This window comes from Caulobacter sp. GW821-FHT05F04 (genome assembly GCF_059419665.1).
Window position 1 is genome coordinate 77,800 of the sequence record NZ_JBWKSF010000004.1, and the last position, 23,907, is coordinate 101,706.

The 23,907-nt window shown below is 67.9% G+C and carries 25 protein-coding genes and 1 pseudogene; 14 read left to right on the forward strand and 12 right to left on the reverse strand.

Annotated elements, in window-relative coordinates; translation table 11 throughout:
• Positions 1-112 precede the first annotated feature (112 nt).
• Both AC07R7_RS11940 and AC07R7_RS11945 read right to left on the reverse strand, forming a co-directional pair.
• Positions 113-2,965 (reverse strand): TonB-dependent receptor, encoded by a 2,853-nt coding sequence (locus tag AC07R7_RS11940; protein WP_494635286.1) that lies wholly within the window; start codon positions 2,963-2,965, stop codon positions 113-115.
• Between the two features lie 156 nt (positions 2,966-3,121).
• A complete protein-coding gene (locus tag AC07R7_RS11945; RefSeq protein ID WP_492836778.1) occupies positions 3,122-4,162 on the reverse strand; it encodes a LacI family DNA-binding transcriptional regulator in 1,041 nt (346 codons plus the stop codon).
• Between the two features lie 412 nt (positions 4,163-4,574).
• On the opposite strand from AC07R7_RS11945, the gene ahpC reads away from it, so the two are divergent.
• Together ahpC and ahpF are read left to right on the forward strand one after the other, a co-directional pair.
• Entirely contained in the window at positions 4,575-5,138 is a 564-nt protein-coding gene (gene ahpC, locus AC07R7_RS11950; RefSeq protein WP_099581443.1) for an alkyl hydroperoxide reductase subunit C, read from the forward strand.
• A 142-nt stretch (positions 5,139-5,280) separates the two neighbouring features.
• On the forward strand, positions 5,281-6,867 hold the full coding sequence (gene ahpF, locus AC07R7_RS11955; protein ID WP_494635288.1) for an alkyl hydroperoxide reductase subunit F: 1,587 nt from the start codon (positions 5,281-5,283) through the stop codon (positions 6,865-6,867).
• Positions 6,868-6,904: 37 nt separating this feature from the next.
• On the opposite strand, the gene AC07R7_RS11960 is transcribed toward ahpF, so the two are convergent.
• The 4 genes from AC07R7_RS11960 to AC07R7_RS11975 all read right to left on the reverse strand — a co-directional run bounded on the left by AC07R7_RS11960 (position 6,905) and on the right by AC07R7_RS11975 (position 9,311).
• Positions 6,905-7,435 carry a helix-turn-helix transcriptional regulator gene (locus tag AC07R7_RS11960; RefSeq protein WP_494635289.1) on the reverse strand — a complete coding sequence of 177 codons (531 nt, stop codon included), beginning with the start codon at positions 7,433-7,435 and terminating at the stop codon, positions 6,905-6,907.
• 10 nt (positions 7,436-7,445) lie between these two features.
• Complete coding sequence (locus tag AC07R7_RS11965; RefSeq protein WP_494635291.1) at positions 7,446-8,069, reverse strand: cytochrome b/b6 domain-containing protein; 624 nt, start codon at positions 8,067-8,069, stop codon at positions 7,446-7,448.
• Complete coding sequence (locus AC07R7_RS11970) at positions 8,056-8,313, reverse strand: hypothetical protein (RefSeq protein ID WP_494635293.1); 258 nt, start codon at positions 8,311-8,313, stop codon at positions 8,056-8,058. Before AC07R7_RS11970 ends, AC07R7_RS11965 begins: the two co-directional genes overlap by 14 nt.
• Before the next feature lie 107 nt (positions 8,314-8,420).
• A complete protein-coding gene (locus AC07R7_RS11975; RefSeq protein ID WP_494635295.1) occupies positions 8,421-9,311 on the reverse strand; it encodes a branched-chain amino acid aminotransferase in 891 nt (296 codons plus the stop codon).
• Positions 9,312-9,392: 81 nt separating this feature from the next.
• On the opposite strand from AC07R7_RS11975, the gene AC07R7_RS11980 reads away from it, so the two are divergent.
• Genes AC07R7_RS11980 through AC07R7_RS11990 form a run of 3 tightly spaced genes read left to right on the forward strand, consistent with a single transcriptional unit; the run spans position 9,393 to position 11,954 of the window.
• Positions 9,393-9,896, forward strand: a complete 504-nt coding sequence (locus AC07R7_RS11980) for a MarR family winged helix-turn-helix transcriptional regulator (protein WP_494635297.1) — start codon at positions 9,393-9,395, stop codon at positions 9,894-9,896.
• A 12-nt stretch (positions 9,897-9,908) separates the two neighbouring features.
• Positions 9,909-10,610 (forward strand): response regulator, encoded by a 702-nt coding sequence (locus tag AC07R7_RS11985; protein WP_492836771.1) that lies wholly within the window; start codon positions 9,909-9,911, stop codon positions 10,608-10,610.
• Positions 10,611-10,613: 3 nt separating this feature from the next.
• The gene (locus tag AC07R7_RS11990) at positions 10,614-11,954 is read left to right on the forward strand and encodes a sensor histidine kinase (RefSeq protein WP_494635298.1); all 1,341 of its coding nucleotides are present in this window, start codon (positions 10,614-10,616) and stop codon (positions 11,952-11,954) included.
• 111 nt (positions 11,955-12,065) lie between these two features.
• Here the strand turns inward: AC07R7_RS11990 and AC07R7_RS11995 are convergent, their stop codons facing one another.
• From AC07R7_RS11995 to AC07R7_RS12015, 5 genes and pseudogenes are all read right to left on the reverse strand, one after another.
• Positions 12,066-12,608, reverse strand: a complete 543-nt coding sequence (locus AC07R7_RS11995; RefSeq protein ID WP_494635300.1) for a TetR family transcriptional regulator — start codon at positions 12,606-12,608, stop codon at positions 12,066-12,068.
• Positions 12,609-12,648: 40 nt separating this feature from the next.
• Entirely contained in the window at positions 12,649-13,437 is a 789-nt protein-coding gene (gene proC, locus AC07R7_RS12000) for a pyrroline-5-carboxylate reductase (protein ID WP_494635301.1), read from the reverse strand.
• An 18-nt stretch (positions 13,438-13,455) separates the two neighbouring features.
• A pseudogene (locus AC07R7_RS12005) lies at positions 13,456-13,562 on the reverse strand (hypothetical protein); the annotation flags it as partial.
• Positions 13,563-13,589: 27 nt separating this feature from the next.
• On the reverse strand, positions 13,590-14,096 hold the full coding sequence (locus AC07R7_RS12010; protein ID WP_125156682.1) for a type III secretion system chaperone family protein: 507 nt from the start codon (positions 14,094-14,096) through the stop codon (positions 13,590-13,592).
• 132 nt (positions 14,097-14,228) lie between these two features.
• Positions 14,229-14,498, reverse strand: a complete 270-nt coding sequence (locus AC07R7_RS12015; RefSeq protein WP_125156683.1) for an accessory factor UbiK family protein — start codon at positions 14,496-14,498, stop codon at positions 14,229-14,231.
• A 113-nt stretch (positions 14,499-14,611) separates the two neighbouring features.
• Here AC07R7_RS12015 and lgt point away from each other — a divergent pair, with 113 nt between their 5' ends.
• From lgt to AC07R7_RS12055, 8 genes are all read left to right on the forward strand, one after another.
• Complete coding sequence (gene lgt, locus AC07R7_RS12020; RefSeq protein WP_494635302.1) at positions 14,612-15,526, forward strand: prolipoprotein diacylglyceryl transferase; 915 nt, start codon at positions 14,612-14,614, stop codon at positions 15,524-15,526.
• Positions 15,513-16,589, forward strand: a complete 1,077-nt coding sequence (locus AC07R7_RS12025; RefSeq protein WP_494635303.1) for a class I SAM-dependent methyltransferase — start codon at positions 15,513-15,515, stop codon at positions 16,587-16,589. Before lgt ends, AC07R7_RS12025 begins: the two co-directional genes overlap by 14 nt.
• The gene (gene pgeF / locus AC07R7_RS12030; protein WP_494635304.1) at positions 16,586-17,374 is read left to right on the forward strand and encodes a peptidoglycan editing factor PgeF; all 789 of its coding nucleotides are present in this window, start codon (positions 16,586-16,588) and stop codon (positions 17,372-17,374) included. Before AC07R7_RS12025 ends, pgeF begins: the two co-directional genes overlap by 4 nt.
• 102 nt (positions 17,375-17,476) lie before the next feature.
• Positions 17,477-18,415: a ribose-phosphate pyrophosphokinase gene (locus AC07R7_RS12035; RefSeq protein ID WP_492886983.1), complete on the forward strand. Its 939-nt coding sequence runs from the start codon at positions 17,477-17,479 to the stop codon at positions 18,413-18,415.
• Between the two features lie 139 nt (positions 18,416-18,554).
• Entirely contained in the window at positions 18,555-19,610 is a 1,056-nt protein-coding gene (locus AC07R7_RS12040) for a hypothetical protein (protein ID WP_492836760.1), read from the forward strand.
• A gap of 157 nt (positions 19,611-19,767) precedes the next feature.
• A complete protein-coding gene (locus AC07R7_RS12045; protein WP_492886984.1) occupies positions 19,768-20,367 on the forward strand; it encodes a 50S ribosomal protein L25/general stress protein Ctc in 600 nt (199 codons plus the stop codon).
• An 88-nt stretch (positions 20,368-20,455) separates the two neighbouring features.
• Complete coding sequence (gene pth / locus AC07R7_RS12050) at positions 20,456-21,073, forward strand: aminoacyl-tRNA hydrolase (protein WP_492886985.1); 618 nt, start codon at positions 20,456-20,458, stop codon at positions 21,071-21,073.
• A 2-nt stretch (positions 21,074-21,075) separates the two neighbouring features.
• On the forward strand, positions 21,076-21,825 hold the full coding sequence (locus tag AC07R7_RS12055) for a tetratricopeptide repeat protein (RefSeq protein ID WP_494635306.1): 750 nt from the start codon (positions 21,076-21,078) through the stop codon (positions 21,823-21,825).
• Here AC07R7_RS12055 and AC07R7_RS12060 read toward each other — a convergent pair.
• Positions 21,822-22,667 (reverse strand): pirin family protein, encoded by an 846-nt coding sequence (locus AC07R7_RS12060; RefSeq protein ID WP_494635307.1) that lies wholly within the window; start codon positions 22,665-22,667, stop codon positions 21,822-21,824. The genes AC07R7_RS12055 and AC07R7_RS12060 overlap by 4 nt on opposite strands.
• Positions 22,668-22,786: 119 nt before the next feature.
• On the opposite strand from AC07R7_RS12060, the gene ychF reads away from it, so the two are divergent.
• Positions 22,787-23,887: a redox-regulated ATPase YchF gene (gene ychF, locus AC07R7_RS12065; RefSeq protein WP_494635309.1), complete on the forward strand. Its 1,101-nt coding sequence runs from the start codon at positions 22,787-22,789 to the stop codon at positions 23,885-23,887.
• Positions 23,888-23,907 lie beyond the last annotated feature (20 nt).

The window sequence follows — 23,907 nt, forward strand, 5'->3', positions numbered from 1 at the left end:
ACCCGCCTCCCATTGAGCAAAGGTCGGGGACGCCTCAGGCGCCCCCGCCTCCGTTGGTTCTTGCCTGGCGAGCCCAAGCCGCGGGGGAGCGCGGCTCGGCTCAGCCTTCTGCTTAGAACCGATAGTTCACGCCGAACAGGATCTGACGGCCGTACTTCTCGTAGGTCTCCGGCAGCGAACCGCCGCTCTGGGTCTTGGTGCCGCCGCCATCGAGGCCCAGGCGCGTGCGGTACGGCGAGTCCGTCAGGTTGTTGACCTGCAGCAGGATCCCGAGGTTCTCCAGCGGACCGTCGTTGAAGGTGTAGCCGATCTGGGCGTCCACCTGCTTGTCGGCCAGGATCTCGGTGAAGCCCCGGGTGGCGAACAGCTGCACCACTTCGCCCTTGAAGGCCGAACGGTAGCGCTGGCTGATGCGCGCCTGGAAACCGCCGCGCTCATAATAGCCGGTGACGTTGTAGACCGTGCCCGACAGGCCCGGGATGCGGACCTCCTGGGTCGGATCGGGGTTGCTGGTCGGGTTCAGGTTCGACTTGGTCAGCGACAGGCTGCCCTGCAGGCCGAAGCCCTTCAGGATATCGGCGAACTGGCCGAACTCGACCGCGCCGCTGAACTCCACGCCCTTGACCGTACCGCCGTTGCCGTTGGCCGGCAGGGTCATCTGGCCGATGTTGTTGATGATCGTCCCGGCCGGGATGTTGGCCCCCGCCGGCAGCGGGATCCCCGTGAAGTCGAACGTGCCCGACTGCTGGTAGATGTAGGTGTCGAGCTTCTTGTAGAAGCCGGCCACCGACACATAGGTCGCGGGGCTGACATACCACTCGTAGGCCAGGTCGGCGGCCTTGGCCATCCAGGGCTTCAGGTGCGGGTTGCCGCCCGAGGCCGACCAAGGATTGACCGTCGTGCCCGGACCGCAGGGCTGGCTGGAACAGACCAGGCCATTGAAGCCCGGGGTCACGTTGGCGCGCATGTCGTCCATGCGCGGACGGGCCATGGTCTTCGACAGGGCGAAGCGCAGGCGGTGGCCGCCGCCCAGGTCGTAGATCAGGTTCATGCTGGGCAGGACGTCGGTGTAGTCGTCCTTGGCGTTGATCTTGGTCGGGACGATCGGCTGGCCCGAGGCCAGGCCGTTGATCACGACGCCGCTCGACTCCTGCTTCTGCTTGACCACCTGGACGCCGACATTGCCGCGCAGGTCGCCGCTCTGGAAGTTGGCCTTGGCGAAGAAGGTCGTGACCTCCTCGGTGATGTCCCAGTTCTTGTCGTAGTAGTTTGCGTCCAGGATCGGGGAGGAGTTGTAGTACTTCTTCCAGACGTCGCCGATCTTGACCGAGAGGACGTCGCCGAAGCCGGCGAAGCCGAGGTTGGTCGGCGAGACCAGGTCGGCCTGGTCGACATAGACCTGCTGGCGGCCGTTCTTCAGGAACAGGTCGTTGTCCGAGACGGTCTTGCCCTTGTCGCGCTTGGTGTAGTTCACGCCGCCCGACAGCTGGGTGATGAAACCGTCCATCTCGTGCTCGAGACGGATGTCGACGGCCTTGACGTCTTCCTTGACGTGCGGGTAGCGGATCGCGCCGTCGTGACCCCAGCCGCCCCACGGGGCGCGGTCGCCCAGGGTGACCTTGCTGGCGTCGGCATAGTTCAGGCCTTCGTCATATTGCGAGAACCCGTTGTCGGCGACCTTGAAGCCGATGGTGTCATAGGTGCGGCCCACGTCCGCCGTCGCCCCGGTGACCCCGCCCACGCCACGACCGTAGCCGGCGTAGGTCTCCATGATCTGTTCCTTCCGCTTGTTCGACGAATAGGACAGGTCGGCGACCAGCTTGGTCTTTTCGGTCAGCTGGAATTCGTTGTTGAAGCCGGCCGAGAACAGCTGGTCCTGGCGCGTGTTGTAGTCGTTGCGCACGATCGGCACGCCGTGATTCAGCGTGCCGCCAGTGGCGAACTTCGAGCCGCCCATGTCGGCGGTCGTGACGTTCGAATAGGTCACGCCGTCGGCGTACGGGTTCGAGAACCACTGGGCGCCGCGCGTCGTCTCCTTCTGCTTGAAGGTCGAGTAGTACAGGTCCAGCGTCGAGTGAATCCGGTCGTTCGGCTGGTACTCGAAGATGCCGATGACCGCGTCGCGCTTGTTGTTGCGCGAGACGGCCATGATTTCCTGGCCGTTCAGCATCAGGGCGCCGTCGGCGCTGTCCGGCGAGGTCGATTCCGGCGGAAAGGCCTCGTAGCCATAGGCCTTGTAGCGCTTCACCTGCGACGGCGAATCCAAGTGGGCGTAGCCCAGGGCCACGCCGATCGTGCCGTCGGCGAACTGGTTGATGTAGCTGGCGCTGAAGCGGCCGCCCACGTTGTGGGAGTCTTCGTTCAGCTTCTTGCCCGAGGTCTTCTCGCCGCGCAGGTTCAAGGCCAGGACGCGCTTGCCGTATCCCAGCGGGCGCACGGTGCGCAGGTCGGCGGTGCCGGAAAGACCCATGCCGGAAACCTGGGCGTCCGGCGTCTTGTAGATCACGACGCTGGACAGCAGTTCCGACGGATACTGGTCGAACTCGACGGCGCGGTTGTCGCCGGAGCTGGCTTGCTGGCGGCCATTCAGCAGCGTGGTGGTGAAGTCTGGCGCGAGACCCCGGATCGAGATCACCTGGGCGCGGCCGTTGACGCGCTGGGCGGCCAACCCGGGAAGACGCGCGATCGACTCGGCGATCGATACGTCCGGCAGCTTGCCGATGTCCTCGGCCGAGACGGCCTCGACGATCGAGGTCTCGTTCTTCTTGATGTTGATCGAGTTCTGGATGCCGGCTCGGATGCCGGTCACGACGATCGCGTCGACCGTGTCGTCGGCTTCCGGGGCCGGAGCAGCCGCCTGCTGGGCAAAGGCCGAGCCGGCCAGGGCCAGCGTGATCGCGGCCGTGGAAGCGGTGACGTAAAATTTCTGGATGGACGGACGCGCGCCGCTCTTGCGGTTTATCATCTAGCTCTCCCCTCTGAAGCCGCTCCTGCGCGAAGCGACGGCCTTTTTTGTCGTGAGGCCAACCTTGGCCGTGGAAGCGCTTCCATGGAAGCGCTTCCACTAGCATGGCAAGCGACAACGTTGTCAAGATCGAAACCGGAAAGCGGGTACGGTCGGCTAGTGCGCGGCCGTGGTCTGGCGGCGTACGACCGCGTGGTCCAGCTGCTGGAAGACCGGCTCGGAGGCGCTGTTGGTTCCGGTCAGGCGGGCCACCAGCATCTCGACGGCGCGCTGGCCCAGCACCTTGACCGGCTGATGCACGGTGGTCAGAGGCGGCCAGACGATGGCGGCGACCGGGGCGTCGTCGAAGCCGGTGATCGACAGGTCCCGAGGGATGCTGAGGCCCCGCGCGTGGGCGGCCGACAGGGCGCCGGCGGCCATGTCGTCATTGGCGCAGACCAGGGCGCTGGGGCTCAGCGGATGGTCCAGCAGTCCCGGCGCCAGGTGCGTGCCCGAGCGGAAGGTGAAGTCGCCGCGCGCCATGATCCAGGCGTCTTCGCCCAGACCCTGCTCGGCCAGGGCGCGCTCGAACCCCTTCATGCGTCGGTCCGCGGAAAGGTGACCCTCCAGCCCAGCGATGAAGCCGAAGCGGCGATGGCCCAGGCTGAGCAGCTCGCGCGCCATGTCGTAGCCGCCGGCCTCGTCGTCGACTCCGACTCCGTCGGCGATCCCGCGCCCCGGTCCGCCGGGCGACACCGTCACCACCTTGCAGCCCTGGGCCAAGGCCGCCTGGATCAGCGAGACGTCGTCGCTGTAGGGGGGCGACAGGATCAGGCCCTCGCAGCGCTGGCTGGTGATCAGGTCCAGCACCCGCTTCTCGCGGTCGGGCGTCTGCTGCGGGACGTTCTGGACCAGCACCTGGTAGCCCAGGGTCAGGCAGGCGCGCAGGGCCCCCAGCTCCAGAGCGGATTCATAGTAGGAATTCGGATCGTTCTCGAGGTCCGAGGCGAAGACGAAGGCCAGCAGACGGCTGGCCCCGCCGGCCAGGCTGCGGGCCTGCGGATTGACCTTGTAGTCCAGCTGCTCGATGGCTCGCATGACCCGGGTCCGAACCTCGTCGCGGACATTGGGGCCGCCGTTCAGCACTCGAGACACCGTCACGCGCGCCACACCCGAAACGCGGGCGACGTCGTCGATGGTCGGTCTCTTGCCGGTCAAATCACACTCCACTGGATATGGGACCATGGTCGGGAAGCCCCGGTCACACAAGCGATAGGCGTTCCACAGGCAAGGGTTCGCGCGCAAGGGTTCGCACGAGATGGCTTAGCCGATCAATCAAATTGGTCTGACCAATATGAGGCATGACATGCCCGTCGCGGCGAAACGCCAGCGCGACGCGCCCTGACTCCATAAGTTTTTGCGACAAAGCAACGACGGGGCCGCGCTAGCGACCCATACTCGACATTCGATAATTCATCATTCGATCAACGAATGCTAAATATGCCAGCCAAACCCATTTCGCTTTTGCGAAATTGATAGATCCACTCTATCCCGTTGAGAAGTTTTATCAATTTGATCAATCGCGAGTCGGGCCTGTAACAGGGCTCATCTCTTCCAACTGGAGCGCCTCATGTCGCTGATCAACACCGAGATCAAACCCTTCACCGCCCAGGCCTACAAGGACGGCAAGTTCGTCACGGTCAGCGAAGCCGACACCAAGGGCAAGTGGTCGGTCTTCTTCTTCTACCCCGCCGACTTCACCTTCGTCTGCCCGACGGAGCTGGAAGACCTGGCCGACAACTACGACGTCTTCACCCGCCTGGGCGTCGAGATCTATTCGGTGTCGACCGATACGCACTTCTCGCACAAGGCCTGGCACGACAGCTCGCCGGCCATCGGCAAGATCAAGTACACGATGATCGGCGACCCGTCGGGCGTGGTGACCAACAACTTCGAAATCATGCGCCCGGGCGTCGGCCTGGCCGACCGCGGCACCTTCCTGGTCGACCCGCAAGGCGTGATCCAGTTCATGGAAGTCACCGCCGAAGGCATCGGCCGCAACGCCATCGAGCTGCTGCGCAAGATCAAGGCCGCCCAGTACGTGGCCAGCCACCCGGGTGAAGTCTGCCCGGCGAAGTGGGAAGAGGGTGAAAAGACCCTGGCCCCGTCGCTCGACCTGGTCGGCAAGATCTAAAGCCTAAGAACTACCCGGACCGCCGGCCGTTCATTCGGACCGGTCGGCGGCCCGGCCTTTGATCGTACGCCGCGTTCGATCCTCCTCCCCCCGAAAATCGAACGCTACCTTTCTCTCCCCCTAGCCTTTTTGGGAGCGCGCCATGCTGGACGCCGGTCTGAAGACCCAGTTGACCACCTATCTGCAGAACCTGCGCCAGCCGATCGAACTGGTCGCCTCCCTCGCGGATGACGCCGGTTCGAAGGAGATGCTGGCCTTGCTGGAAGACGTCGCCGCGACGTCGGACAAGGTCACCCTGAACCTGTCGGGCGACGACGCCCGCAAGCCCTCCTTCGCCATCACCCGCGCCGCCGGTGACGCTTCGGTGCGTTTCGCCGGCCTGCCGCTGGGTCACGAGTTCACCTCGCTGGTGCTGGCCCTGCTGCATGTCGGCGGCCACCCGCCGCGCCTCGACGCCGAGGTCATCGAACGGATCAAGGCGCTGGACGGCGACTACCGCTTCGAGACCTATTTCTCGCAGTCCTGCCAGAACTGCCCCGACGTGGTGCAGGCGCTGAACACCATGAGCGCCCTGAACCCGCGCATCAGCCACGTCGCCATCGACGGCGCCCTGTTCAAGGACGAGGTCGAGGCCCGCCAGGTCATGGCCGTGCCGACCATCCTGCTGAACGGCGAGGCCTTCGGCCAGGGCCGCATGGACGTCGAGCAGATCCTGGCCAAGCTGGACACCGGCGCGGGTGACCGCATGGCCGAGAAGATCAAGACCAAGGACGCCTTCGACGTGCTGGTCATCGGCGGCGGCCCGGCCGGCGCGGCCGCGGCGGTCTACGCCGCCCGCAAGGGCATCCGGACCGGAGTCGCGGCCGAACGCTTCGGCGGCCAGGTGCTGGACACCATGGCCATCGAGAACTTCATCTCGGTCCCCCACACCGAGGGGCCGAAAATGGCCGCGGCGCTGGAGCAGCACGTCAAGGAATATGACGTCGACATCATGAACCTGCAGAAGGCCGTCGGTCTGGTTCCGGCCAAGACCCCGGGCGGCCTGATCGAGGTCAAGCTGGAGAACGGCGCCAGCCTGAAGTCGCGCACCGTCATCCTGTCGACCGGCGCCCGCTGGCGGAACGTCAACGTCCCCGGTGAAGCCGAGTACCGCAACAAGGGCGTGGCCTATTGCCCGCACTGCGACGGCCCGCTGTTCAAGGGCAAGCGCGTGGCGGTGATCGGCGGCGGCAACAGCGGCGTCGAGGCGGCCATCGACCTGGCCGGCATCGTCGCCCACGTGACGCTGATCGAGTTCGACAGCCAGCTGCGCGCCGACGCCGTGCTTCAACGGAAACTGGCCAGCCTGCCGAACGTCACCATCGTCACCTCGGCCATGACCACCGAGATCCATGGCGACGGCGGCAAGGTCTCGGGTCTGTCGTACAAGGACCGCAACCACGACAGCGTCCACCGCGTGGACCTGGAAGGCGTCTTCGTCCAGATCGGCCTGGTGCCCAACACCGAGTGGCTGAAGGACTCCGGCGTCGCCCTGACCAACCGCGGCGAGATCGAGGTCGACTATCGCGGCGAAACCTCGCTGCCCGGCGTCTTCGCCGCCGGCGACGCGACGGTCACGCCCTACAAGCAGATCATCATCGCCATGGGCGAAGGCGCGAAAGCCTCGCTGTCGGCCTTCGACTACCTGATCCGTCAGGTTCCGGCGAACGAGGAGGCGGAGGCGGCTTAAGCGCCGACGCGGGCGGCGGCGGCGACCACGGCTACGGCTAAGGGTCGCGACGCCGCTCGGTCGCGGCCCCCTCGCTCCCGGTGGTCTCCACCAGTTCCTCCATGAACAACGCCATCAGCGCGGATTGCGAGCGCACGCCGGCCTTGGCGTAGACCCGAGCCAGTTGGGCGCGCACGGTGCCGGCGGCCGCGCCGCGAAGGGCGGCGATCTCGGCGACGTCACAGCCCTTCAAGGCGAAGAGGGCGACATCCGCCTCGGCCCCGGTCAGCCGCCAATCGGAAAAACGCAGGTGCGCGAGGTCGGCCAGGGCGCCCTTGGCCGCGGCTACCGCCGCCTCGTCCTGGCGCGCGCGCAGGACGAGCCAGCGCACCTGGGTCGCGCCGAACAGGACGCCGACCAGCAGGGCCAGCGCCGCGCCACCCTCGGCCAGCAGGTGCGAACCCAGCCCGCCAGCGCGCAGATCGCCGGTGAAGTCGACCAGGAAGAAGATGGTCGCGGCCAGCTGCAGGATCACGATGACCGCGATCATCGTGATCCTGTGCTCGAGGGCTCGACGTCGACTGATCATCGCCAGAGACTTAGCGCCGCCCGGGAAGCATCGCCAAGACTATCCGCCGACCGCTCCGCCGCGTCTCGAAGACGACACCCGCGATGTGCAGGACGATGAGGCCGTAGAGCAGGTTCACCGCCGTCTCGTGGATCTCGGTCAACGGGCCCTCCTCGTGCTCTTCGCCGGCTTCCCCGGCCTCTTCGTGGTCATCCCCGTCACGATCGAGCGTCGCGACCACCGCGGCGGGTGGGGCGGCGGCGCGCTCCGGCGCGGCGGGGGCGCTGACCATCAGCACGCCGGTCACGACGATGACGGCCAGTACGCTCCAGATCGCATAGACCATCAGGGCGCCCAGCGGATTGTGCGAGGCGTGCTCGGTGCGTCGACCGGCGCCGATCTCCCGGACATGCGCCAGGGCGCGGCCTGGGCTAGGCGGGAAGGCCGAAAATCGGGCCTCGGCCGGTCCGATGACGCCCCAGATCAGACGCAGGATCAGGGTGGCGGCCAGCGTATAGCCGACCCACAGGTGCGGGGCCGAACCCGCCTCGGTGATCAGACCGTTGGCGAGGACGGCGGCGACAACGGTCCAATGCGTCAGCTTGACCACCGGGTCCCAGCGGCGGGGCGCCGGCGTGGTCTCAGTCGCGGTCATGGCGGCGCTCCGCGTCATGCCTTTCGGCCCGCTCGGCGTCGTCACGCTCAACGGATTTGTGGCGAGCCTTGTGGCGGGCGTCGTCGTCCGGATCCTCGGCCTTGGCCGGCGCCGGCTTGGACGTGGCGGGGGCGAGCGAGACCACCTTGGCCCGAGGAAGCCTGGCCTCCTCCGCGAGGGCGGGGGCGGCCAGGGACAGGATCAGGAGGCTGGCGCCGAATATGGCGAACGAGGGTTTGGTCACTTGCGGTTCTCCCGTGCTTGAGACGAGAGAAGGCGTGCGCCGCGCCAGCCGGCGCGGCCATAGGCGGCAGGCTTACAGGCGCCGGATAAGCGCCTGCTTACAGGCCCTCAGGCCTCGGCCATCGCCCCGTCGCGCACCAGCGCCGCGTAGGTGTCCATCAGGTCCAGCGACAGCTTGCCGGGCGTGAACTTGAACTCGCCGATCTCCGAGACCGGGGTCACCTCGGCCGCGGTGCCGACGATGAAGCACTCGGTGAAGGTCGCCAGCTCTTCCTTCTGGATGTGGCGCTCGACGACCTCGATCCCCTTGCCGCGCGCGATGTCGATCACCGTGCGGCGAGTGATGCCGTCCAGGAAGCAGTCGGGCTTGGGCGTGTGCAGGGCGCCGTCCTTGACGAAGAAGACGTTCGCGCCCGTGGCTTCGGCCACATAGCCGCGATAGTCGAGCATCATCGCGTCGGCGTAACCATCCTTCTCGGCGGCGTGCTTGGAGATGGTGCAGATCATGTAGAGGCCGGCGGCCTTGGCCGCGACCGGAGCGGTCTTGGGGTCCGGACGCTGGTACTTGGCCCAGGTCAGGCGGATGCCCTTGGCCTTGGTCGCCGGGTCGAAGTAGCTGGGCCACTCCCAGACGGCGATGGCGACGTGGATCTTGGTCTGCTGCGCCGAAACACCGATCATTTCCGACCCGCGCCAGGCGATCGGGCGGACATAACAATCCTTGAGGTTATTCTTGGCCGCCGTCGCCTTGCAGGCCTCGTCGATCTCGGCCACCGTGTAAGGGATCTTGAAGTCGAGGATCTCCGCCGACTTGAACAGGCGCTCGGTATGCTCGGTCAGCTTGAAAATCTCGCCGCCGTACATCCGCTCGCCCTCGAACACGGACGAGGCGTAGTGAAGTCCGTGGGTCAGTACGTGCACCTTCGCCTCGCGCCAGGGAACGAACTGGCCGTCCAGCCAGATCCAACCGTCACGATCGTCGAAGGGAACCAGAGACATCGGTCCAAGACCTCCTTATTGGAAACCCGGCTCTTAGACGCCTCCGAGACAGGGTGCGTCAAATAAAATGGACTCCTCGCGATGATAGCCCCGCTGCAGCCCGGTTCGGACGATCCCCGTCTGATCCTCCGCGAGGAGGAGCTGGACGGCGGGCTGGAACTGATCCTGCTGGCCGAGGCCTCGCTGTGGGCCGCCGTCGACACGGCGCTGGAGGCCGAACCCCTGGGTCTGGGCCGCTCGCATTGGCGCGCGACCTTCCTGCTGCGCCGCCGGCCGGGCATTGGCGTGCAAGACCTTTCGAAGCTGACCAGCCTGTCCAAACAGGCCGCCAGCCGCACCCTTGCCGACCTGCAGAAGGCCGGCCTGGTCGAGCGCGGCGCGGGCGAGTTGGACGGCCGTCGGCGTCCGGCGACCCTGACCTCCGAGGGCGTGGCCTTCGAGCAGCGCACGGCCGAGCGGCTGCGGGCGCTGCTGGCCCGCGCCTACCGCACCGGCGGTCTTGACGGCGTGGCCGGCGCGCGGCGGATTCTGGCGGCGCTGGCCGGCCCGCGCCAGGGCGTCGGCGCCCCCCGCCGTCAAACCTGATAGTGTTCCGCCATGAGTCCTGAAGAGCGCCGCGAGCGTCACATCCTGGTCGTCGACGACGACGACCGCCTGCGCAAGCTGATCAAGGAATTCCTGGGCCGCGCCGGCTTCCGGGTCACGGCCGCCTCGGACGCGGCCGGAGCCGACCGCCTGTTCGGCGCGCTGGACTTCGACCTGATGGTGCTGGACGTGATGATGCCCGGCGAGGACGGCTACGCCTTCACCAAGCGCCTGCGGTCCAAGGGCGGCGAAAGCGGCCGCACGCCGATCCTGATGCTGACCGCCCGCGACCAGACCGCCGACCGCATCGAAGGTCTGTCCAGCGGGGTCGACGACTATCTGGGCAAGCCGTTCGAGCCGCAGGAGCTGCTCCTTCGCATCGAGGCCATTCTGCGCCGCTCGTCGGCGCGCCCGGTGGGGCCCAAGGCGCTGCTGCTGGGCCGCTGCACGTTCGAGGCCGATCGCGGCGAACTGACCTGTGACGGCGAGGTCGTGCGCCTGACCGAGGCCGAGGTCACCCTGCTGCGCCGCCTGGCCCGCTCGGCTCACGAGCCGGTCGACCGCCTGGAGCTGGCTCGCGACACCGCCGACGCCACCGGCCGCGCGGTCGACGTCCAGGTCACCCGCCTGCGCCGCAAGATCGAGCCGGATCCGAAGAACCCGCGCTACCTCCAGACCGTGCGCGGCGTCGGCTATCGGCTGGCTCCGGACTGATTGATGCGCCTGCGCACCAAGCTGTACGTCCCGCTCTTCATCAAGCGCTGGCTGCCGACGAGCCTGTTCGGGCGCAGCTTGCTGATCATCATCCTGCCGGTGGCGGTGATGCAGATCGCCGTGACCTGGGCCTTCTTCGACGCCCACTGGCAGTCGGTGACCAGCAAGCTGTCCGAGGGCCTGGCCGGCGACATCGCCTGGGCCGTGCAGTCCTACGAGGACGATCCCAGCCCCGCCGCCGTCGAAAAACTGGCCAAGCGGGCCGAGGACTCGATGTCGCTGTCGATCGCCTTCCAGAAGGGCCGCAAACTGCCGACCGGACACCGGCCCTCGCTGTTCGCGGCCCTGGACCGCTCGCTGGACAAGGCGCTGGACGAGCGGCTCGACAACCCGTTCTGGTTCGACACCACCCGCTACACGGCCTATATCGACATCCGCGTGCAGGTGAAGGACGGGGTCCTGCAGATCTACGCGCTGCGCGACCGCGCCTACGCCACCCAGGGGCACATCTTCATCCTGTGGATGGTGGTGGCGACCATGCTGCTGACGGCGGTGGCCATCCTGTTCATCCGCAATCAGGTGCGGGCCATCGAGCGCCTGGCCGACGCCGCCGACGCCTTCGGCCGGGGCGAGGACCATGACTTCAAGCCGCATGGCGCGCGCGAGGTGCGCCAGGCGGCCATGGCCTTCATGGCCATGCGGGCGCGCATCATCCGCCACATCGAGCAACGCACCGCCCTCTTGGCCAGCGTCAGCCATGACCTGCGCACGCCGCTGACCCGGCTGAAGCTGGAAATGGCCATGTCAGAACCCAGCGAGCAACTGGAGGCCATGAAGGGCGACCTCTCCGAGATGGAGCACATGATCGACGAGTACCTGGCCTTCGCCCGCGGCGAGGGCGGGGAGGCCGTGCAGGAGGTCAACCTGTCGGAGCTGGTCGAGGGCGTGGTCGCCGACGCCGAGCGCGGCGGGGCGATGGTCGAGACCGAAATCACCCGCGACCTGGAGGCGCGGCTGCGACCGCTGGCCTTCCGCCGGGCCCTGGCCAACCTGATCGACAACGGCGTCGCCCACGCCGACCGGGTGAAGGTGACGGCCACGGCCCGCCTGACGGGCGGCGTCGAGGTGACGGTCGACGACGATGGGCCAGGGATCCCCGAGGACCGCTACGAGGAGGCCTTCAAGCCGTTCTCGCGCCTGGACGAGAGCCGGAACCAGAACGAAAAGGGCGTCGGCCTGGGCCTGGCCATCGCGCGGGACATGGCGCGCGGGCTGGGCGGGGATCTGGTGCTATCGCGGTCGATGATGGGCGGCTTGAGGGCCTCGATCCGGTTGCCGGGGTAAGGCGGTCCGAAACCTCGTCCTTCGACAAGCTCAGGATGAGGTTTCTACGGCCACGCGGCGAAAAGTAGTCCTCATCCTGAGCTTGTCGAAGGACGAGGATGGGCCCGCTGCCTAAAATCCCGCCCCGATCCTCCCCAGCCGATCGGCCATCTGCTTCAGGCGCTTGTCCAGCTCGGCCATCGTCCGGTTCAGCGCGCCTTCGTCGTCGCGCCAGACCTGGACGACCCGGGCCCAGACCGCGGTCATGGCGGCCAGGCGCGGTGCGGTGGCCTCGACGCCGGCGGCTTCCAGCACGGCGCGGGCGATGCGCGGGAAGCGGGTCGCCGAGACGAGGACGCCCTCGGCCTTGGCGATGGCGATCAGGGCGGCGCGATGGGGCTCCATCGCTTCCAGCCGGGCCATGGCGGCGTCGAACAGGCGATCGTGGACGTCGGCGGTCTCGGCATAGTCGACGCCCAGCGCCGCGCGGTCGAAGCGGGCCGAGAGATGGGCCAGCACCGCGTGCTTGCTGTCGGCCAGCCCGTAGAGCTCTGCGAACGGGACCTCGGCCTTCACGGCGATGTCGCGCAGGGCGATGGCCGGCCACGGCTTGTCGGCGGCCAGGGCGAGGGCCGCGGCGGCGGCCCGGTCGAGGATGTCGTCGGCGTCGGTCATGGGAGTCACATGGCGGCGGAAAGCGACGAGAGCAAGACGGTTAGCCGCCAAGTTCCTTCGAGCGCGCCACGGCGGCGTCGAGCGCCTTCGGCAGCAGGTCGCCGAAGCCGCCCTCGCCCATCAGCACCGCCAGCGCCGCCGCCGTCGTGCCGCCCGGCGATGTCACCTGCTTGCGCAGCTCGGCCGGCTCCTCGCCGCTCTTCTCCATCAGGGCGGCGGCGCCGATGATCGTGGCCCGGGCCAGGCGGGCGCTATCCGCCGCGTCCAGGCCCTGGGCCGCGCCGGCGGCTTCGAGCGCCTCGATGAAGGCGTAGAGATAGGCCGGGGCCGAGCCCGACACGGCGGTGGCCGCGTGCATCAGGTCCTCGTTCGGCAGGTCGACCACGGTCGCGACCGGCGCGAACAGGGCATGGGCGGCGGCCCGGGCGTCGTCATCCTCGGCATGGATCGAGGCCGCTCCCCGGCCGATGGCGACGGCGGTGGTCGGCATCACCCGCGCCACGCGACGGCCGCCGAAGACTTCGGAGATGTCCGCCGCGCGGACACCGGCGGCGATCGAGACGATGACGGCGTCGGGGGCCAGGTGCGCAACCACGTCCTTGACCGCCTCGCGCCAGATCTGCGGCTTCACGGCCAGCAGCACGGTCTTGGCGGCGGACAGGGCTTCAAGCGGCGGATTGACCACCGCGCCGGCGAAGGCGGCGGCGGCGGCGGCGGCGTTCGGATCACGCACGATCAGGTCGGCGGCGGCGAAAGCGCCGGCCGCGCTCCAGCCTTCGATCAAGGCGCCGCCCATGCGGCCCGCGCCGAGGAGGAGAATGGGGGTCATGCTTCGCGTTCCACCTGTTGTGTCATCCCGGACGCGCTTGCGCGATCCGGGACCCAGGGGCCACGCGCGATGAGGTTGCCCCTGGGTCCCGGCTCTCCGCGCTTCGCGCTGCGGCCGGGATGACAACCCTGGGGGCTAGGCGCAAGCCTAAATCAGGCTTGGCCGACGGTCTCGAACATGCAGGCGGCCATGGCCTCGTCCGGGGTCTTGGCGCCCTGGAGCAGGAATTCGAAGGCCGGGAAGAAGCGATCGGCGGCTTCCACCGCCGCGTCGATCATCGAGGCGGCCTGGGCCATGGTCGGGCGCTCGCCCGCCGGCAGGGCCAGGGCGTGGCGGAACACCACTTCGCCGTCCTCGGTCCAGACCTCGAAATGGCCCAGCCAGACGCGCTGGTTGATCAGGGCCAACAGCTCGTAGGCGTTGGCGCGCTTGGACTTCGGCGCGCGCAGGTCCAGCGACAGGCACAGCTGCAGGCAGTCGGCTTCCGGACGCCAGGCGAACCACAGCTCGTAGTCCTTCCAGTCGCCTTTCAGCGCGAACGCCAGATCGCCGTCTTCCGTGCGGTCGAAGGTCAGGTTTTCGGCCGACAGCACGTGTTCGACCACCTCGAGGGGGTCGAGCGCCATCAGGACGTCGTCGTCTTCCGGTTGGGTGTCCATGAAAAACCTACGTCCCCGCCCGCGACGGCGAGGGTTGCCCCCGCCATGAATCGCTCACGCGCCAAGGGACACTAATCTGCTTCGTGACGTTCGTCTCAACTCGCTTCACGCCGTGAGCGAGCGCCGAATCGCCTATTCGCCTGAAGTCGCGGTTTTTCCAGAAGCGCTTTTAGCGGGCGCCTTCTTGGCCGCCTTCAGAGCCGCGACCTCTTCGCGCAGCGCCGCGACCTCGGCCTTCAGCGCCTCGAAATCATCGCGGCGGATCAGGTCGAATTCGGCCGCCAGACGATCGGCCTGGGCCCGCATGGCGGTCTTGGCCTCCTCGCCGGCCGTCTGGGCGATGCCCATGGCCGCCTGGGTCAGCTTGGCGAATTCGTCGAGGAAAGGGTTCTGGCTGTGCATCGCGGTTCCGAGTGGCCCAAAGAGTGGGCTGCGTCCTTATATGGGAAACGGGGGATGAAAGCGAAGCCCGAAGGCTATACGAGTGCGACCATGTGTCCCGCACGGAGCCGCACGTGATTTTCCCGAACATCGACCCGATCGTGCACATCGGTCCCTGGGCCCTGCAATGGGGTCCGCTGGCCTTGCGCTGGTACGCCCTTGCCTATGTGGCGGGCATCCTGCTGGGCTGGCGCTTCGCCGTCCGGATGACCCGGACCGAGCGCCTGTGGGGCGGCCGCGCGCCGACCGCCACGCCGCTGCAGATCGACGACCTGGTGCTGTGGATCACCCTGGGCATCATCCTGGGCGGCCGGCTGGGCTACATCCTGTTCTACATGCTGATGAACGAGGACCAGCGAATCTGGCTGTTCGCGCACCCGCTGGACCTGTTCAAGATCTGGGAGGGCGGCATGTCCTTCCACGGCGGCTTCCTGGGCGTCTGCGCGGCGATCGCCCTGTTCGCCCGCCAGCAGAAGATCGACATGCTGAAGCTGGGCGACCTGATCGCGCCGGTGGCCCCGATCGGCCTGTTCTTCGGCCGCATCGCCAACTTCATCAACGGCGAGCTGTGGGGCCGCCCCACCGACGGGCCGTTCGGCATCATCTTCTGCAACGAGACGATCAAGGCCGCCCACCCACAGCACATTTGCCCGGCCGGCTCATACCCGCGCCATCCCAGCCAGCTCTACGAGGCGGGGCTGGAGGGCTTGCTGCTGTTCCTCATTCTGGTCTTCGCCGTCTATCGCCTGAAGTGGCTGCAGCGGCGCGGGGCGATCGTGGCGACCTTCCTGATCGCCTACGGCCTGTTCCGCCTGTCGCTGGAAAATGTGCGCAATCCGGACGTCGGCATGCCCGACTTCCCGTTCGGCCTGACCATGGGGATGATGCTGTCGACCCCGATGATCCTGGTCGGCGGCTGGCTGATGTGGAAGGCGCTGCGCGAGCCTGTTCAAGTCGGTCCAGGCGAAGGCGGGCATGAGCCTGCTTGATCGTCTGAAGGCGCAGATCGCCCAGGACGGGCCGATCGGCGTTCCCGAGTTTTTCACCCGCTGCCTGCACGACCCGCGCGACGGCTACTACGCGATGCGCCCTGATCTGGGCGCGGGCGGCGACTTCATCACCGCGCCGCTGGTCAGCCAGATGTTCGGCGAGTTGATCGGCCTGTGGGTGCTGGAGACCTGGACCCGCATGGGCCGGCCCGCGCCGTTCCGCCTGGTCGAGATGGGCCCGGGCGACGGTACGCTGATGAGCGACCTGCTGCGGGCGGGCCGGCTGGATCCGGACTTCCTGGCCGCCGCCGAGGTCTGGCTGGTGGAGGTGTCGGGGCCGCTGCGCGCGAAGCAGGCCGCCAAGCTGGGCGAAGGCCCGCGCTGGGTCGGTCGCCTGGACGAGGTCCCGGCCGGCGCGCCGATGATCCTGGTGGCCAACGAGCTGCTGGACTGCCTACCCGCCCGCCAGTTCGTCCGGACTGGTGAAGGCTGGGCCGAGCGGGTGATCGGGTTGGGCGAGGACGGTCAACTGGCGTTCGGGCTGCGCGGCCTCGGGAAGTCGCCTGACGCCGCGCCGCCTCACCTGCCCGAAGCCGGCGAAGGGAGCGTCTGGGAATCTTCCCCCGCCCAGGCCGCCCAGGCCTCGGACATCGCCCACCGCCTCGCTGCCGACGGCGGCGCGGCGCTGCTGATCGACTATGGCCGCGACGCGCCGGAGGCCGGCGACACCCTGCAGGCCATCCGCAACCACCAGAAGGTCGACCCGCTGACCACCGCGGGCCTGGCCGACCTCACCGTCTGGGCCGACTTCCCCTCGGTCGTCGCCGCCGCGCGGGAAACCGGCGCCAAGGCCGGGCCGATCCTGACCCAGGCGCAGTTCCTGCTGGCCCTGGGCATCGAGGCCCGGGCCCAGACCTTGGCCGTCGCCCGCCCCGATCACGCCGATCGGATCGCGAGACAGCTTGATCGTCTGGTCGGCAAGGCGCAGATGGGCGCTCTGTTCAAGGTCGCGTGCCTGACCGCGCCCGACCTTTCGCCCCCCCTCTTCGAGGACGCGACATGACCAAGAAGCCTGACCTGCCCACCGTCCAGTCGCCGCTCCTGGCCAGTCTGCCCGGCATCAAGCACGCTTTCTTCACGCGCCAGGGCGGGGTCTCGAAGGGAATCTACGACAGCCTGAACGTAGGGCGCGGCAGCAAGGACGAGCCGGCCGACGTCGAGGAGAACCGCGCCCGCATCGCGCGCTGGTTCGGCGGCGCGCCCGAGGACCTGAACATCTGCTACCAGATTCACTCGACCATCGCGATCACGGCCGACGGCTCCTGGGGCGATGCGCGGCCGGAGGGCGACGCGGTGGTCTCGAAGACTCCCGGCGTCATCTGCGGCGCCATGGCGGCCGACTGCGCGCCGGTGCTGCTGGCCGATCCCGAGGCCCGCATCGTGGCCGCCGCCCACGCCGGCTGGCGTGGAGCGCTGGACGGCGTCGTCCAGGCCGCCGTCGACCGCATGGTTGAGCTGGGCGCCCGGCCCGAGCGTATCACCGGCGTCGTCGGCCCCTGCATCGGCCCCAAGTCCTACGAGGTGGGGCTGGAGTTCCTGCACAGGTTCGAGGCCGACTGCCCCGGCTCGGGCCGGTTCTTCAAGCCGGGCGCCGCCGAGGACAAGCGCTTCTTCGACCTGCCGGCGTTCGTGCTGGACCGCCTGGAGACCGCCGGCGTCGAGCGTCGCGAGTGGGTCGGCCGCGACACCCGGGCCGAGGAGGAATGGTTCTTCTCCAACCGCCGCGCCTTCCTGAATGGCGAGGGCGACTACGGCCGTCTGCTGTCGGCGATCAGCCTGGAAGCGTGACCGTCCGGACACGGATGCCAATAAGTCGCCACGTTAACACTTGCCCCAGAGGCGATCGCTGATAGAAGGCCCGGCAACGGCGACCCCCACACCGAGATCATCATGAAGCTGCTGTCCGGCAACTCCAACCGCCCGCTGTCCCAGGCGATCGCGGAATATCTCGACATGCCGCTGACCCGCGCCCAGGTGCGCCGGTTCGCCGACCTCGAGGTGTTCGTCACCATCGATGAGAACGTGCGGGGCGAGGACGTCTTCGTCATCCAGTCGACCAGCTATCCGGCCAACGACAACCTGATGGAGCTGTTGATCTGCATCGACGCCCTGAAGCGCGCGTCGGGCAAGCGGATCACCGCCGTGCTGCCCTATTTCGGCTACGCCCGCCAGGACCGTAAGACCGGCGGCCGCACGCCGATCTCGGCCAAGCTGGTCGCCAACCTGATCACCCGCTCGGGCGCCGACCGCGTCCTGACGATGGATCTGCACGCCGGCCAGATCCAGGGCTTCTTCGACATCCCGACCGACAACCTGCTGCCCTCGCGTCTGATGGCCGAAGACATCCGCCGCCACTATCCGATGGGTCCCGACCTGATGGTCGTCTCGCCGGATGTCGGCGGCGTGGTGCGCGCCCGCGCCCTGGCCAAGCGCCTGGAAGACGCCGACCTCGCCATCGTCGACAAGCGCCGCTCGGGCCCGGGCCAGTCGGAAGTCATGAACATCATCGGCGACGTCAAGGACCGCCGCTGCATCCTGTTCGACGACATCGCCGATTCGGCCGGGACGCTGTGCAACGCCGCCCAGGCCTTGATCAGCCACGGCGCTAAGTCGGTCAGCGCCTACATCACCCACGGCGTCCTGTCGGGCGCGGCGGTGGACCGCGTCGCCAATTCGGCGCTGACCGAGCTGGTCGTCACCGACTCGATCGAGGCCTCCGACCCGGCCAAGGCCTGCCCCAAGATCCGCTACGTCTCGTGCGCGCCGTTGATCGGCGAGGCCATCCGCCGCATCGCCAACGAAGAGTCGGTGTCGAAGCTGTTCGACTAAGCCTATCGGGCGAGGGCCGAGCGCGAACTCGCCTCGCGCACGGCCACGCTTGTAAAAGTCTGGTTAACGAGGCGAAGTCACAATCTCGCCGACCCGGGCTGCTATGCGCGCCCCAAGACTTGATGGGGATGTTCAGAAAATGCGTTCTTTTTCGCGTACGCGCGTCGTCCTGACGACGACCGTCGTGGCGCTGGCCGCCCTGGTGGCGGCCTGCAGCTCGCCGCCGCCGCCGCCGCCGCCACTCGTGCAGGCCCCGCCCCCGCCGCCGCCGATCACGCTGTCGGCCAGCATCGTCGAGCGGGCCAGCGCCTTCCGCGGCTATATGGCCCGCGCCGGCGCGGTGTCTCCGACCTTCCAGAACGGCGAGCAGATCCAGGCCTCGCTGAAGATCGGCGCGGCCTATGAGGCCAAGTCGTTCATGAACGGCGCGGTGGCCTACGCCGCCGTCCTGGCCCTGCAGGACCCCACCTTCGTCGCCTCGGTGCGCGAGGTCGCGGCCAATCCGACCCAGCGCCAGGAGATGATCAACAACATCTTCTCCAACCCCTCGTACGCGGCCGTGTTCAAGGGCGCCGACAGCGCCGCCGGCCTGATCATCGATACCGTCGGCCGCGACGGCCTGAAGGTCTACATGGCCGGCAAGGCCGTGAAGCAGGCCGCCTATGACGTGCAGAGGTCGACCTGGTCGAAGAGTTCGGTCGTCGATCGCGACGGTCGCCTGGCCTCGGCCAAATCGCTGTCGGCGATTCCGGCCCTGGCCGAAAGCGCCGACGTGGCCGTGCTGCAGCAGGCCTCGACCGGCGGCCAGTCGCTGGGCCTGACCCCGCGCGCGGCCCCCGCCCCCTACCAGCCCGTGGTCATCCGCGGCCTGGCGGTCGCGGCCCTGGCCGCCCTCGGCGCGGCCGGCGACAACAACCTGGCCTCGATCGACGCGCTGAGCGGCGACTGGGCGACGGCCAACTGCCTGAACATGGCCAAGCTGAACCTCTACCAGTGCCTGGCCGTGTCCAAGCCGCACTACGAGGACATCTTCTGCCTGGGTCAGCACATCCTGATCGACACCGGCGCGTGCGTGGTCAAGGCCTCGGGCGCGACCCTGCCGCCGGAACCGCCCCCGCCGCCGAAGGCCGAGCCGGTCAAGAAGGCCGTGGCCAAGAAGGCTCCGGCCAAGAAGTCGGCCACCAAGAAGAGCTGATCTTCTCCCCGATTCCAGCCGAAAGGGCCGGGCGTTGCGTCGCCCGGCCCTTTTGTGTATGTAGCGCGACCCCAAAACGATGCTGGCGAGCGTGGCGATACAGCCATAGGCGCCGGGTCACAAAAGAGAGCATCCGGCTCTCTAGAAAGACACGACAATGTCCGAGATCATTCTGAACGTTGAAGTCCGTGAAGGCGCCGGCACCGGCGCGGCCCGCGCCGTCCGTCGCGAAGGCAAGATCCCGGGCACCCTGTACGGCGGCGGCAAGGCCCCGGTGAACATCGCCGTGCGCGCCAACGAGTTCCGCAAGTCGCTCTACACCGGCAAGCTGCTGGGCCACCTGGTCACGCTGCAACACGGTGAAGACAAGCAATCGGTCATCGCCAAGGCCGTCCAATTCCACCCGGTCACCGACGAGCCGGTCCACTTCGACCTGTACCGCGTCGACGAGCACCAGCTGATCAAGATCGAAGTGCCGGTTCACTTCAAGAACCACGAAACCTCGGTCGGCCTGAAGAAGGGCGGCTCGCTGGAAGTGATCCGTCACACCGTCGAACTGGCCTGCCCGGCCGACAAGATCCCGGAAGAACTGGTCATCGACCTGACCAACCACGACATCGGCGACACCATCCGCATCTCGGAAGTGAAGCTGCCGGAAGGCGTGAAGCCGGCCATGGACCGCGACTTCGTGATCGCGACCCTGAAGGCCTCGTCGGCCGCCCAGTCGGACGCCGGCGACACCACGGCCGAGGCCTAATCCGCTCGGTCATCCGACCGAACTGTTTTACGGAACGGGCGGGCCTTCGGGTCCGCCTGTTTTCGTTTGAAGTCTTGAGATCCAAGCGATGCTGATCCTCGCCGGCCTGGGCAATCCCGAGCCCAAGTACGAGAAGAACCGCCACAACGTCGGCTTCATGGCCGTCGACGCCCTCGCCCGAAAGTGGGGGACGGCCCCGTGGCGCGCGCGCTTTCAGGGCCTGGCCTGCGAGGGACAGGTCGGCACGCCCGACGGCCCGGTCAAGCTGCTGCTGCTCAAGCCCAAGACCTACTACAATGAGAGCGGCCGCGCCGTGGGCGAGGCCATGAAGTTCTTCAAGCTTGCGCCGTCAGACGTCATCGTCTTCCACGACGAGATCGACATGGCCCCTGGCCGCTTCCGGATGAAGGCCGGCGGCGGGGCGGCGGGCAACAACGGCATCCGCTCGGTGACCAGCCAGGTCGGCGACGCCTTTCGCCGCGGGCGCATCGGCGTGGGCCATCCGGGTCACAAGGATGCGGTCATGCACTATGTGTTGGGCGACTTCCACAAGGTCGAGCACCAGTGGCTGGACCCGATGCTGGACGCCATCGCCGACGCCCTGCCCTTCGCCGCCGCGGGCGACGACGAGCGCTACCAGGCCGAGGTCATGCGCCTGGCGCCGGCGCCCAAGGCCGATCCGCGCAAGCCCGCCAAGGACGACTGACGATGTTCTCGCTGCCTCTGCCCCTTATCGGCCTGTCGCTCCTGATCGCCATCGCCCTGTGCGTCCACGTGGTCCGCACCGGCCAGCAGATGTACTGGCTGTGGATCATCCTGGCGTTCCAGCCGATCGGCGGGCTCGTCTACTTCGTCGCCATCATCGCCCCGGCCTGGTTCGGCGGCCGCACCGCCCAGAAGATGGGCCAGGCGGCGCGCAAGGCCATTGATCCGCAGCGCGAGTACCGCGAGGCCGCTCGCGCCGTCGATGACGCCCCTACGGTCGCCAACCGCGTCCGCCTGGCCGTCGCCGCCACGGAGCTGGGCAAGCACGCCGAGGCCGAAAAGCTCTATGCCGACAGCCTGACCGGCATGTACGCCGACGATCCGCAGCTGCTGCTGGGCCGCGCCAACGCCCTGATCGAGCTGAGCCGTCCGGCCGAGGCCCTGCCCCTGCTGGAGAAGCTGGGCGAGACACCCACGGGCGGCCGCACGGCCCATATCATGCTGGCGCTGGGCCGCGTCTACCACGCCCTGGGCCGGGAAGAGCAGGCCGAGACCGCGCTCTCCTGGGCCGCCGACAACTATCCGGGCTTCGAGGGCATCGCCCGCTACGCCGTCTTCCTGGCCCGCATGGGTCGCAAGGATGAGGCCCGGGCTCAACTGGCCGAGATCGACAAGCGCCTGTCCAAGACCCACGCCCACTTCCGCAAGGAGGCCAAGGCCTGGCGCGACTTCGCGGCGGCGGCGGTGGGTTAGAACCGCCCGCGCTGGAAGTCCTCGAACGCCTGCACGATCTCCTCGCGGGAGTTCATCACGAACGGGCCATGCCAGAAGACCGGCTCGTCGATCGGGCGGCCGGCCAGCAGCAGCACCCGCGCGTCGGTGACGGCCTCGATACGGACCGTGTCGCCACGGCCCAGGAAGACACCCGACAGCGCGTCGACCGTGTCATGCGCGACGCGGACCTGGCCTTCGTAGACCGCCAGCATGGTGTTGCGGTCATCGCCCACCGGCTCCTCGAACACGGTCCCGGCCGGCAGGACGACGTCGAAATAGAGGGCGTCGACCGCGCCGCCGCCGATCGGGCCGGCCGTGCCGGCGCCCCCATCAGGAGGAGAGGTCACGCCGGAGATCACCTTGACCGTGACGCCGCCGTCGCGGGCCTCGACCGGGATCGCATCGCTCTCGAACTCGCTATAGCCCGGCGCACTCATCTTCAGCCTGGCCGGCAGGTTCACCCACAGCTGAAAGCCGCGCATCCGGCCCTCGGCCTGCTCGGGCATCTCGGAGTGGACGATGCCCTTGCCGGCCCGCATCCACTGGATCCCGCCCGGCCCGATCACGCCCTCGCGGCCGGTGTTGTCCTTATGGCGCATCCGGCCTTCCAGCATGTAGGTCACGGTCTCGAAGCCGCGATGCGGGTGGTCGGGAAAGCCGCCCATGTAGTCGGAGGCCTGGTCGTTGTCGAAGCAGTCCAGCATCAGGAACGGGTCGAACATCTGGGCCTCGGGCGTGCCCAGCATCCGGGTCAGCCGCACGCCGTCGCCATCCGAGGCGGGCATGCCCTTCACGATCTTCAGGACGGGGCGAACGCTCATGGGAAGCTCCTTTGCGCCTTTGATATCTGATCTGGTTGCAGTTCATGCAAGAGGGGTCCGGTTCGCCTTTCCCGACCATCCGTGCTAATCGCCCGCCCAACGAAATCCACGAGAGTTCCATGGCCCTTAAAGTCGCCATCGTCGGCCTGCCCAACGTCGGCAAGTCCACCCTATTCAACGCCCTGACCCAGACGGCGTCGGCCCAGGCCGCCAACTACCCGTTCTGCACGATCGAGCCCAACACCGGCGAAGTGGCCGTGCCCGAGCCGCGCCTGGACGCCCTGGCCAAGGTGTCCGGCTCCAAGGAAATCATCCCCGCCCGGATCACCTTCGTCGACATCGCCGGCCTGGTGCGCGGGGCAAGCAAGGGCGAAGGCCTGGGCAACCAGTTCCTGGCCAATATCCGCGACTGCGACGCCGTGGCCTTCGTGGCCCGCTGCTTCGAGGACGGCGACATCGTCCACGTCGAAGGCCGCATCGACCCGATCAGCGATCTCGAGATCATCGAGATGGAACTGATGCTGGCCGACCTGGAAAGCCTGGAAAAGCGCGTCCCCGCCCTGGAAAAGCGCGCCAAGGTCGGCGCCGACAAGGACAGCGCCAACACGCTGCGCCTGGCCAATATCGCCCTGGCCCTGCTGCGCGAAGGCCGCCCGGCCCGCGCCGCCAAGATCGACGCCGAGGACGAGAAGGCGTGGCACATGCTGCAGCTCTTGACCTCGCTGCCGGCGCTCTATGTCTGCAATGTCGACGAAGGCTCGGCCGACAAGGGCAACAAGTACAGCGACCTGGTCGCCGAACGCGCCGCCAAGGACAACGCCAAGTCGGTGGTCATCTCGGCCCAGATCGAGAGCGAGATCGCCCTGCTGGACGCCGCCGAACGCGCCGAGTTCCTGGAGACCCTGGGCCTGGAAGAGCCGGGCCTGAACCGCCTGATCCGCGAGGCCTACACCCTGCTGAACCTGCAGACCTATTTCACGGTCGGCCCCAAGGAAGCCCGCGCCTGGACCATCCACGTCGGCGACACCGGCCCGCAGGCGGCCGGCGTCATCCACACCGACTTCGAGAAGGGCTACATCCGCGCCGAAACCATCGCCTTTGACGACTTCATCCGTCTGGGCGGCGAAAACGGCGCCAAGGAAGCCGGCAAGATGCGGGCCGAAGGCAAGGAGTACGTCGTCAAGGACGGCGACGTGATGCACTTCCGCTTCAACGTCTAAGCGCTCAGAACAAGCCAGCG